The organism is Stenotrophomonas sp. AB1(2024) (genome assembly GCF_037482345.1).
Taxonomy (GTDB): Bacteria; Pseudomonadota; Gammaproteobacteria; order Xanthomonadales; family Xanthomonadaceae; genus Stenotrophomonas.
The window spans coordinates 1725017-1736115 of the sequence record NZ_JBBHKO020000001.1; the positions used below are offsets into that span (position 1 = coordinate 1725017).

General features: G+C 68.5%; 11 protein-coding genes. 8 read left to right on the forward strand and 3 right to left on the reverse strand.

Annotated elements, in window-relative coordinates; genetic code table 11:
* Positions 1 to 50 precede the first annotated feature (50 nt).
* Entirely contained in the window at positions 51 to 752 is a 702-nt protein-coding gene (locus WIX41_RS08090; protein ID WP_339446569.1) for a ComF family protein, read from the reverse strand.
* A gap of 70 nt (positions 753 to 822) precedes the next feature.
* On the opposite strand from WIX41_RS08090, the gene bioB reads away from it, so the two are divergent.
* The 5 genes from bioB (at position 823) to bioC (ending at position 5742) form a co-directional block, all read left to right on the forward strand.
* Positions 823 to 1857, forward strand: coding sequence for a biotin synthase BioB (gene bioB, locus WIX41_RS08095; protein ID WP_339446570.1), 1035 nt, complete (start codon positions 823 to 825; stop codon positions 1855 to 1857).
* A 79-nt stretch (positions 1858 to 1936) separates the two neighbouring features.
* Positions 1937 to 3148, forward strand: a complete 1212-nt coding sequence (gene bioF / locus WIX41_RS08100) for an 8-amino-7-oxononanoate synthase (RefSeq protein ID WP_339446571.1) — start codon at positions 1937 to 1939, stop codon at positions 3146 to 3148.
* 22 nt (positions 3149 to 3170) lie between these two features.
* Positions 3171 to 3932, forward strand: coding sequence for a pimeloyl-ACP methyl ester esterase BioH (bioH, locus tag WIX41_RS08105; protein WP_339449446.1), 762 nt, complete (start codon positions 3171 to 3173; stop codon positions 3930 to 3932).
* Positions 3933 to 3990: 58 nt separating this feature from the next.
* Positions 3991 to 4773 (forward strand): SDR family oxidoreductase, encoded by a 783-nt coding sequence (locus tag WIX41_RS08110; RefSeq protein WP_339446572.1) that lies wholly within the window; start codon positions 3991 to 3993, stop codon positions 4771 to 4773.
* A gap of 84 nt (positions 4774 to 4857) precedes the next feature.
* Positions 4858 to 5742: a malonyl-ACP O-methyltransferase BioC gene (bioC, locus tag WIX41_RS08115; protein ID WP_339446573.1), complete on the forward strand. Its 885-nt coding sequence runs from the start codon at positions 4858 to 4860 to the stop codon at positions 5740 to 5742.
* 37 nt (positions 5743 to 5779) lie between these two features.
* Here the strand turns inward: bioC and WIX41_RS08120 are convergent, their stop codons facing one another.
* Both WIX41_RS08120 and WIX41_RS08125 read right to left on the reverse strand, forming a co-directional pair.
* Positions 5780 to 6403: a YdcF family protein gene (locus WIX41_RS08120; protein WP_339446574.1), complete on the reverse strand. Its 624-nt coding sequence runs from the start codon at positions 6401 to 6403 to the stop codon at positions 5780 to 5782.
* Complete coding sequence (locus tag WIX41_RS08125) at positions 6388 to 7347, reverse strand: pyridoxal-phosphate dependent enzyme (protein ID WP_339446575.1); 960 nt, start codon at positions 7345 to 7347, stop codon at positions 6388 to 6390. The genes WIX41_RS08120 and WIX41_RS08125 overlap by 16 nt, the downstream gene beginning before the upstream one ends.
* 114 nt (positions 7348 to 7461) lie before the next feature.
* Between WIX41_RS08125 and WIX41_RS08130 the strand changes: the two genes are divergently transcribed.
* The 3 genes from WIX41_RS08130 to WIX41_RS08140 all read left to right on the forward strand — a co-directional run bounded on the left by WIX41_RS08130 (position 7462) and on the right by WIX41_RS08140 (position 11020).
* Positions 7462 to 7989, forward strand: coding sequence for a hypothetical protein (locus WIX41_RS08130; protein WP_339446576.1), 528 nt, complete (start codon positions 7462 to 7464; stop codon positions 7987 to 7989).
* Positions 7990 to 8482: 493 nt separating this feature from the next.
* Positions 8483 to 10372, forward strand: a complete 1890-nt coding sequence (gene mnmG / locus WIX41_RS08135; RefSeq protein ID WP_339446577.1) for a tRNA uridine-5-carboxymethylaminomethyl(34) synthesis enzyme MnmG — start codon at positions 8483 to 8485, stop codon at positions 10370 to 10372.
* Between the two features lie 114 nt (positions 10373 to 10486).
* Positions 10487 to 11020: a gamma carbonic anhydrase family protein gene (locus WIX41_RS08140; protein ID WP_339446578.1), complete on the forward strand. Its 534-nt coding sequence runs from the start codon at positions 10487 to 10489 to the stop codon at positions 11018 to 11020.
* The last annotated feature ends 79 nt before the right edge of the window (positions 11021 to 11099 follow it).

Consider the following 11099-nt stretch of genomic DNA (forward strand, 5'->3'; position numbering starts at 1 on the left):
AGGTCAGCGGCGATGCTAGGCCCACCCCGTGTGCAGACCGCGACAAGGACTCAAGGCGCCCGGGCACAGACCCACAGGGTGGCCTCGCGCAGCCCGGACCGGCGCAGCGCGCGCACGGCCGCGTCCAGGGTGGCGCCGGTGGTCATCACATCGTCGACCAGGGTCAGCCGGGGCGGCGGGGCGGCCTGCACGGCGAAGGCTCCGCGCAGGTTCTGGCGGCGGGCTTCAGCGTCAAGCGTGGACTGGGCCATCGTCGCCCGGCTGCGACACAGCCCGTTCCACAACGGCAGCTTCAGGTTCCTCGCCAGCGGGCGGGCCAGTTCCCGGGCCTGGTCGTAACCCCGTTCGCGCAGCCGGCGCCCGTGCAGGGGCATCGGCAGCAGCGGGTGCTGTGCGAAATCGGGCACGGCGTGCAGCATCAGCTGGGAGAGCAGCCGCCCGGCCGCCAGGTCCTGGTGGAACTTGAAGCGCAGCACCAGCCGGTCGATCGGCGGCGCATACAGGAAGGTCGCCGCCGCCCCGACCTGCCGCGGCGGCTCGCGCAGACAGGCACCGCAGGCTGCAGCCGGTTCGTCCGGCGGCAGCGGCAACGCGCACAACGGGCAGGCATGGTCGTTCCAGGGCAGCTCGGCGTAGCAGACGGCGCATAGATCCAGCCCGTCATTGCCCGGGTTGGCGCAGACCAGGCAACGCAGCGGCAAGCATTGATGCCCCAACCAGCCCAGCACGTCGTAAACTTTTCTAAAGTTCATATGGTTGACAGTCTCCCTCAACCTCACCAGACTGCCGCCCTTTCGTTCCCCAATCTGTCAGGACACTCCCATGGCTTCTGTCATCCGCAACGACTGGCACCACGAGGAGCTGCTGGCGCTGTTCGACCTGCCGTTCCCCGAGCTGCTGTTCCAGGCAGCGGGCGTGCACCGGGAGCGGTTTGATCCGGCGGAGGTGCAGGTCTCGACCCTGCTGTCGGTCAAGACCGGCGGCTGCCCGGAAGACTGCGCGTACTGCCCGCAGGCGCAGCGCTATGACACCGGGGTGAGCGCACAGAAGTTGATGGCCACCGAGGATGTGGTCGCCAAGGCCCGCCAGGCCAAGGCGGCGGGTGCATCGCGGTTCTGCATGGGCGCGGCGTGGCGTTCGCCCAAGGATCGCGACATCCCCAAGGTGGCGGCGATGATCCGCGAAGTGAAGGCGTTGGGGCTGGAAACCTGCGCCACGCTGGGCATGCTCGATGGCGCGCAGGCCGTGGCGCTGCGCGAAGCCGGGTTGGACTACTACAACCACAACCTGGATACCGCGCCGGACTACTACGACTCGATCATCCACACCCGCCAGTACCAGGACCGCCTGGATACGCTGGAACACGTGCGCGGGGCCGGGCTGAAGACCTGCTGCGGCGGCATTGTCGGCATGGGCGAAACCCGCGCGCACCGCGCCGGACTGCTGCTGGCGCTGGCCAACCTGCCGGCGCACCCCGATTCGGTGCCGATCAACCGGCTGGTGCAGGTTGCCGGCACGCCGCTGCATGGCAGTGCCGAACTCGATCCATTCGAGTTCGTGCGCATGATCGCAGTGGCCCGGATCGTCATGCCCAGGGCGATGGTGCGGCTGTCTGCCGGGCGCGAATCGATGAGCGATGAGCTGCAGGCGCTGTGTTTCCTGGCCGGGGCCAACTCCATCTTCTACGGCGAGAAACTGCTGACCACCGGCAACCCCGACACCGAACGCGACCTGGCCCTGTTCAGTCGGCTGGGCCTGCGCCCAATGGCGGTGCAGATGGATGCCGCCGGGCATGACCACCCGGGCACCGTGCATGCCGACATCACCTGTGGCGGTGGTTGCGGACAAGCGGCCTGAGCCCGGCCCCGGGCGGTGCAGCACAGCGCCCGGCAACCGGGTACGCTAGCTGCCCTGCCTGCCCATGACATTGACGACCATGGCCCGTCCTGACCTGCACGACCGCATCCAGTCCCAGCGCAAGCTTCGCGACGCGCAGGGCCGACTCCGCGTGCGCCGCACGGTGACCCGGCGCGATGGCGTGCGCCTGGAGGTCAACGGCCAGTGGCTCACCGGCTTCTGCAGCAACGATTACCTGGGCCTGTCCCAGCAGTTCGGCGTGGTCAGCGCGCTGCAGGATGCCGCCGCACGCGAAGGCGCCGGCGCCACCGCCTCACACCTGATCTGCGGCCACCATGCGCTGCATGAGGCACTGGAACAGGAAGTGGCCGATTGGCTGGGCTACCCGCGTGCGCTGCTGTTCGGCAGCGGCTTTGCCGCCAACCTGGCGGTGCAGCAGGCGCTGCTCAGCGAAGAAGACGATGTGTGCGTGCAGGACCGCCTCAACCACGCCAGCCTGCTCGACGCCACGCGCCTGGCCGGCTGCCGTCTGCGCCGCTACCCGCACCTGGATACCGAAGGCGCACTGCGCCAGCTCAAGCACGCGCCTGATGGTGCGGCGATGCTGGTCACCGATGGTGTCTTCAGCATGGATGGCGATATCGCCCCGCTGCGCTCGCTGTCGCTGGTGGCCCGCATGCAGGAAGCGCTGTTGTATGTGGACGACGCACATGGCGTGGGCGTGATCGGCGAGCACGGCCGCGGCTGCGTGGCCGAAGCCGGGCTGGGCGTGGCCGACGTGCCGCTGCAGCTGGTCACGCTGGGCAAGGCACTGGGCGGCAGCGGTGCGCTGGTGGTTGGCGACGATGCGATGATTCATCACCTGGCCGAAACTGCGCGCCCCTACATCTACACCACCGCCGTGCCGCCGGCGCAGGCCGCTGCCGCGCTCGCCGCAGTGAAGCTGGCGCGTCGCGACGACTGGCGCCGCGAAAAGCTGGCCGAACTGGTCGGCGTATTCCGCGCCGGTGCGCGCCAGCATGGGCTGGAGCTGATGCCCTCCGATACCCCGATCCAGCCGTTGCTGTGCGGCGCCGAGTCGACGGTGATGGCGCTGTCGGCCGCGCTGGAAGCGGCCGGGTTCCTGGTCAGTGCGATCCGCCCGCCGACCGTGCCCGAAGGCAAGGCGCGCCTGCGCGTGACCCTGTCGGCGCTGCACACGGTACCGGAAGTACGTGCGCTCACCGATGCCATTGCCCACGCGCGCGACCAGGTACTGCGCCAGCAGACGCTGGACGCGCTGAGCGCGTGATGCACGGTCATTGGGTGTGAGCATGCATATCGAGGTCGTCGGCAGCGGCCCGGCGCTGGTACTGATCCACGGCTGGGCCTTGCATGGCGGCGTGTTCGCGCCCCTGGTCGAACGCCTTTCCGCGCAGTTCGAGCTGCACCTGGTCGACCTGCCCGGGCACGGCAACAGCCGCGACGATGCCACCCCGCTGCGCCTGCCGTTCGTGGTCGGCGCGATTGCCGCCGCCACGCCGCCGGCAGTGTGGTGCGGCTGGTCGCTGGGCGGCCTGTTTGCGCTGCATGCGGCCGCCACGCTGCCCAAGGTGCGCGGGCTGGCGATGATCGCCGCCACCCCGCGCTTCGTGCGGGGTGAGGACTGGCCGCACGCGGTGGAAACATCGGTGTTCGAGCAGTTCGGCCAGGACCTGGCGCAGGACTACCGGGGTACGCTGGAACGCTTCCTGGCCCTGGATGCGATGGGTTCCGAACATGCCCGGCAGGAACTGCGCACCCTGCGCGCGGCTTTGGTGGAACGCGGTGAACCCGCGCCCCGCGCCCTGCAGGAAGGTCTTCGCCTGCTGGAATACACCGACCTGCGCGGTGCCCTGCCCAGCCTGCCCACGCCCAGCCTGTGGCTGGCCGGGCAGCGCGACCGGCTTGTATCGGCACGGGCAATTCAGGCCGCTGCCGCGTTGGCGCCACGTTCCACCGTGCATGTGGTCGCCCACGGCGGGCATGCGCCGTTCCTTGGCCACACCGACGCGGTGGCGGTGCAGCTGCAACACTTCGTTGCCTCGCTTTCCTGACCCACCCGCCCACGCATCGCCGATCATGTACGCCTGCCCACCCTCACGGAATTGACGCATGGATCTTGGAATCGCCGGCCGCTGGGCCCTCGTCTGCGCCGCCAGCAAAGGGCTGGGGCTGGGTTGCGCTCGGGCACTGGTGCGCGAGGGTGTGAACGTGGTGATCGCCGCCCGCGGTGAAGAGGCCCTGGCCCGCGCCGGGCTGGAACTGCAGGCGCTGCCGGGTGCTGGCAGGGTCGTCACGGTAGTGGCCGATGTCACCACCGAGGCCGGGCGCGCTGCCGCGCTGGCCGCGTGCCCACAGGTGGACATCCTGGTCAACAACGCCGGTGGGCCGCCCGCCGGGGATTTCCGCCAGTTCGAACGCGAGGACTGGATCGCCGCGCTGGACGCGAACATGCTGGCGCCGATCGCGCTGATCCGCGCCACCGTGGACGGCATGATCGAGCGCGGCTTCGGCCGCGTGGTCAACATCACCTCTTCGTCGGTGAAGGCACCGATCGACATTCTGGGCCTGTCCAACGGTGCGCGCTCGGGCCTGACCGGTTTCGTGGCCGGGCTGGCACGTCGTACCGTGGCCCACAACGTCACCCTCAACAACCTGCTGCCCGGCCAGTTCGACACCGACCGGCTGCGCGGCAACTTCGCCTACATGGCGCAGCAGCAGGGCGTGGATGCCGGACAGATCGCCGAGCGCAAGCGCACGCACATTCCGGCCGGGCGTTTCGGCACGGCCGATGAGTTCGGTGCGGCGTGTGCGTTCCTGTGCAGTGCGCAGTCGGGTTACATCACCGGGCAGAACCTGTTGATTGATGGTGGGGCCTACCCGGGTACGTTCTGAGTTTCCTGCGCACGACCAACGGTCGTGCGCTACCGCGCCGGGGAAGACCCCGGCATGTTGTTCGTTTTACGCCGTGAGCCTTTCATGACCACCCGCTTCGATCCCCAGCATGTCCGCCGCGCGTTCTCGCGCGCCGCCACCAGTTACGACGCCGCCGCTGCCCTGCAGCGCGAGGTGGAAAAGCGCCTGCTCGAATCGCTGGATTACCTGGAAAGCCGGCAGCCGGAGGTGGTGCTGGACGTGGGCAGCGGCACCGGGCACGCCAGCGCGGCGATGAAGAAGCGCTGGTCGAAGGCGCAGGTGATCGCACTGGACATGGCCGAGCCGATGCTGCACGAAGCGAAGAAGCAGGCCGGCTGGTGGAAGCCGTTCACGCGCGTGTGTGGCGATGCGCAGGCGTTGCCGTTGCGCGACCAGAGCGTGGATGTGATCTACAGCAACCTGTGCCTGCAGTGGGTGGAAGACCTGCCGGCGGTATTCGCCGGATTCCGCCGCGTGCTCAAGCCCGGCGGACTGCTGGTGTGTTCCACCTTCGGCCCGGAAACGCTGATCGAGCTGCGCGATGCGTTCGCCAGCGCCGATGACACCTCGCATGTGAGCCGGTTCCCGCCGATTGCCCAGTTCGGCGATGCGCTGATGATGTCCGGCTTCCGCGACCCGGTGCTGGACCGCGACCTGTTCACGCTGACCTATCGCGACATGGACGCGCTGATGCGCGAACTGCGTGCGATTGGTGCGACCAACGCGCGCCACGACCGTCGGCATACGCTGACCGGGCGCGGCCGCTTCGCCGCAGCGCGCGCGGCCTACGAGCCGCTGCGCCGCGAAGATGGCACGCTGCCCAGCAGCTGGGAAGTGATCTACGCGCATGCATGGGCGCCGGATGCCGGGGCGCCAATTCGTGAGCGCGGGCAGGATGTGGCCAGCGTGCCGGTGTCGGCGATTCCGATCCGGCGCAAGACCACGTAACAAGCGGTAGGGCCACGCCCTGCGTGGCTGCGCCGGGTCAGGAACCGTTGGCGGATGGGAACATGTCCCGGTGGAAGAAATAAATTTCCTGCGCCAGGAACTTCCAGCTGGTGTGGAAGCTGCGGAAGCGCGTGCTCGGCGTTGACGAGGCCAGCGCATCGATGCCCAGTTCGCGGGCCAGGCGCAGCGCGCGCGCCATGTGCAGCGGATCGCTGACGATGATCACCCGGTGCAGCTTGTGCTGGTCCATCAGCACGCGCGCTTCGACCAGGTTCTGGCGGGTGGTACGCGATGCGGTTTCGATCAGGATCGCGTCTTCCGGCACGCCTTGCTTCAACGCGTAACGGCGTGCGACCTGCGATTCGGAGAAGCGCGCGCCGGTACCGCCATAGCCCCCGGTGAAGATCAGCAGCGGCGCATAGCCTTGTCGGTACAGGTCGAGCCCGTGGCGAATGCGCTCTTCGAACACGGGCGACGGCTTGGTATCGTAGGCCGCCGCCCCGAGCACGATGATCGCGTCGGCCTTGGCTGCCTGGTCACGTTCGCCGACCCAGACGATCCAGGCGGTCACGCACAGCAGCCAGGCCGCCAGCAGCATGCACAGCCGCCACAGCCAGCCCACCAGCCCGACGCGCGCGCGCCGGCTCATGCTGCGGCCCATGGCAGGGCGTCCAGGTCGACGTTGCCGCCGGACAGCACCACCCCGACCCGCTGCCCGGCAAACCGCGCCGGCTGGGACAGGATCGCAGCCAGCGCAATCGCCGATGACGGCTCCACCACCTGCTTGAGCACCTGCCAGAGCAGGCGCATGGCCGCGACGGTGGCGTCGTCGCCTACGGTGATGACGTCGGCCGCGCCGTGCAGCAGCGTGAAGTTGGGTGCGCCCAGGGTGCCGCGCAGGCCGTCGCAGATCGTGTCGGGGGTGAAATCGAGGCAGCGTTCGCCAGCGGCCAGCGAACGGGCCGTATCGGCCGCACCTTCAGGTTCGGCCAGCACCAGCCGCGTGCCCGGGGCGGTGGCCTGCAGCGCCAGTCGGCTACCGGCGGCCAGCCCACCGCCGCCAACCGGCACCACCAGGGCGTCGAACGGGCCATGGCTGCCCAGCAGCTCCATCGCTGCGGTGCCCTGCCCGGCGATGACCCGATGGTCGGTATAGGGATGGACCAGGGTGGCGCCGGTGTTGGCTTCCACCTGTGCGCACATGGCCTCACGCGCGGCGATGCTTGGCGCGCAGCGCCACAGCGTCGCGCCATGGCGCACGATGTTGGCCAGCTTGGCCGCCACCGCTCCTTCCGGTACCACTACATGGCAGGCAATGCCACGGGTGCGTGCGGCCAGCGCCAGCGCGGCGCCATGGTTGCCCGACGAATGGGTGACCACCCCGCGCGCAGCCACGGCTTCAGGCAGCGCCCAGACCGCGTTGCAGGCACCGCGGAACTTGAAAGCGCCGCCCCGTTGCAGATGCTCGGCCTTGAAGGCCAGCTGCGCCCCGCTCAACCCGTCCAGGGTCTGCGATTGCAGCACCGGAGTGACGCTGGCATGCGGTGCGATCCGCGCGGCGGCAGCCAACAGGTCATCGACGCAGGGCAGGGATGAATCGGTCATGACACAAGATTAACGTGTCACGATGGCAACCATTCATCCGGATCGGGCCGAATTAAGGGTCGATTCAATGCGCGGGCCCGAAGCTGGGCCCATACCCTAAGGGGGGACCCGATCATGAAGATGCGCCTGATGCTTGCCGGCGGCCTGTTGTTGGCCCTGTCCGGTTGCGCGACCTACGATTACGTTGGCGGTGGCGGCGGAAGCGGTTATTACCACGGTGCCCCGTCCACGGAGTACCGCTACCCGGCCGGTTACCCATACGGCTACGGCAGCGGCTACTACGGTGGTGGCGGCTATTACGGCTATGGTGGGTACGGTGGCTACAACTACCCGATCTACCGCCCGTACCCGAACTATCGCCCGCCGCACAACCACCGCCCGCCGCCGCGTCCCGGTAACGGCAATGGTGGCCAGGTGCGTCCGCCGGACCGCCCGCGCCCGTCCTACAACGGCGGTTCGCCGTGGCGGAACATGGATTCGGTGGGCGGGCGCCCACAGCGCCCGAACCGTCCGCCGCAGCAGGCTCGGCCCCAGCGACCGGTGAGCGCGCCGCAGTCCCGGCCGGCCCCGCAGCAGCGGCCGCAGAGCGGTTCGCCCTGGCGGACCATGGATAAGTTGAACCAGCGCACACAAGAGAGATGAGACCGCTTGATTTTCACCTGCCTGGCAGTTCAATCTAGCCGGGCAGTGACGACCTCGGTCGAAAAGTGACAAAAGCGACAATGGGCGTCACATTGAGCTCTATGTCGATATCCGACAGGAACATCTGGATCCCCCCTGTTCCGGCCCTGTCGGATGTCGGCACCTACAACGCAGAAGGCCCCGCCAATGGCGGGGCCTTCTGTATTCCGGGGCGATAAAAACAGGGCCGACAGTCCCCCGACTGCCGGCCCTTCTGCTTCCCCACGATGCGCATGAACCGGCCCCTGTTCCAATTCCGGTCCGTAGTGCCTTTCGGCGCCTGCCATCCTGGGTGCTATTGGGTTATCTGCAGAGAACGTGCCAACTTTAGGGTCGATTGCAGATTTTTTTGCATCCCCCCGTTCACGGAGCCGGCGCGAACGGCGCTAAAATTGGCTACCGCGCCCTGTCCCAGGGCTGATTCCGGGCCGTTCCGGCCCTGCCCGAGCTTCCCATGACCGATTCATTCTACGGCTACGACGTCATCGTGATCGGCGGCGGCCATGCCGGCACCGAAGCCGCGCTGGCGGCTGCCCGCAGCGGCGTGCGCACCCTGCTGCTGACCCACAACGTGGAAACCATCGGCGCGATGAGCTGCAACCCGGCCATCGGCGGGATCGGCAAGGGCCACCTGGTCAAGGAAATCGACGCCCTGGGCGGCGCCATGGCGCATGCCGCCGACCGCGCCGGCATCCAATGGCGCACGCTCAATGCCTCCAAGGGCCCGGCCGTGCGCGCCACCCGCTGCCAGGCCGACCGCAACCTGTACCGCATGGCCATCCGCGGCATGGTCGAGGCACAGCCGAACCTGACCGTGTTCCAGGCCGCCGTGGACGACCTGGTGATTGAAGGCGACGCCGTGCGTGGCGTCATCACCCAGACCGGGCTGCAGTTCAACGCCCCGGCCGTGGTGCTCACCGCCGGCACCTTCCTGGCCGGCAAGATCCACGTCGGCCAGACCCAGTACGCCGCCGGCCGCATGGGCGACCCGCCGGCCACCACGCTGGCCGCACGCCTGCGCGAGCGCCCGTTTTCGATCGACCGGCTCAAGACCGGCACGCCGCCGCGCATCGATGGCCGTTCGCTGGATTACCGCGTGATGGACGAGCAGCCCGGGGACGACCCACGCCCGGTGATGTCCTTCCTGGGCAGCGTGGCCGAGCACCCGGCCCAGGTGAGCTGCTGGATCACCCACACCAGCGAACACACCCACGAGATCATCCGCAGCGCGCTGCACCGCTCGCCGCTGTACAGCGGCCAGATCGAGGGCATCGGCCCGCGCTACTGCCCGTCCATCGAAGACAAGGTGGTGCGCTTTGCCGAAAAGGCCAGCCACCAGATTTTCGTCGAGCCCGAAGGGCTGGACGTGGTGGAGATCTACCCCAACGGCATTTCCACCTCGCTGCCGTTCGATGTGCAGCTGGCGCTGGTGCGCAGCATCCGTGGCTTCGAAAACGCGCACATCACGCGGCCGGGCTACGCCATCGAGTACGACTTCTTCGACCCGCGCGGGTTGAACAACACGCTGGAAACCAAGGCGGTGTCCGGGCTGTTCTTCGCCGGCCAGATCAATGGCACCACCGGCTATGAAGAAGCCGCCGCGCAGGGCCTGCTGGCCGGCCTCAACGCCGCGCGCCGCGTGCGCGACCAGGCGGGCTGGTGCCCGCGCCGCGACGAAGCCTACCTGGGCGTGCTGGTGGATGACCTGATCACCCACGGCACCACCGAGCCGTACCGCATGTTCACCAGCCGCGCCGAGTACCGGCTGCAGCTGCGCGAAGACAATGCCGATGTGCGCCTGACCGGCATCGGCCGCACGCTGGGCGTGGTCGACGACCGCCGCTGGGCTGCGTTCCAGGCCAAGCAGGAGGCGGTGGCGCAGGAGTCGGCGCGCCTGCGTGCGTTGTGGGCCACCCCGGCCAACGCGCTGGGCCGCGAGGTGGAAGCCGCGCTGGGCGTGGCGGTCAGCCGCGAAACCAACGTGCTGGACCTGATCAAGCGCCCCGAACTGGACTACGCCAAGCTCATGCAGGTGCCTTCGCTGGGCCCGGGCGTGGCGGACGCGAAGGTGGCCGAACAGGTCGAGATCGGGGTGAAGTACGCCGGCTACCTGGACCGCCAGCGCGAGGAAATCGAACGCCAGCAGCGCCATGAGAACACGGCCATCGATGCGGCATTCGATTACGCCAGCGTGCGCGGGCTGTCGGCCGAAGTGCAGCAGAAGCTGGAGCGGGTGCGCCCGCAGACCATCGGCCAGGCCCAGCGCATTCCCGGCATGACCCCGGCGGCGATCTCGCTGCTGCTGGTGCACCTGGAGCGTGCGCGGCGTTCGCGCGTGGCCTAGACCCGATTCCGACCGTAGCGCCACGCCCTGCGTGGCTGCTCTTCGTTCCGGCGCCGCGCAGCCACGCAGGGCGTGGCTCTACAATCGAGGGTCTGCGTCTGCCTGGAGTTTGCCATGTCCCCCCTTCGTCCCTTCCTTGACACCTTCCCCGTCGTCGGCGAACGCGCCTACATCGATCCGGCCTGCACGATCATCGGCGATGTGGTGCTGGGCGAGGATGTGTCGGTGTGGCCGGGCACGGTGATCCGCGGCGACGTCAACCATGTGCGGATCGGGGCGCGCAGCAACCTCCAGGATGGCACCATCATCCATGTCAGCCACCACAGCCCGTACAACAAGGGCGGCTACCCCACGCTGATCGGTGAGGGCGTCACCGTCGGCCACGGCACCATCATCCATGCCTGCACGATCGGCGATTACAGCCTGATCGGCATGGGCGCCTGCATCCTGGACGGGGCCACGGTCAGCCGGCACAGCTTTGTCGGGGCCGGCGCGGTGATCGGGCCGGGCAAGGTGGTGGGCGAAGGCGAGCTGTGGGTGGGCAACCCGGCACGGCCGGTGCGTACGCTGAGCGACCAGGAGATCGAGTCGCTGCATTACTCGGCTGACCACTATGTCCGGTTGAAGGACAAGTACCTCGGGGTGTGAGGCGCGCAGCCACGCAGGGCGTGGCTCTACCCGTAGGTTCGTGCACACGGTACAGTCGGTGTCCGACCCAGGAAGCAGT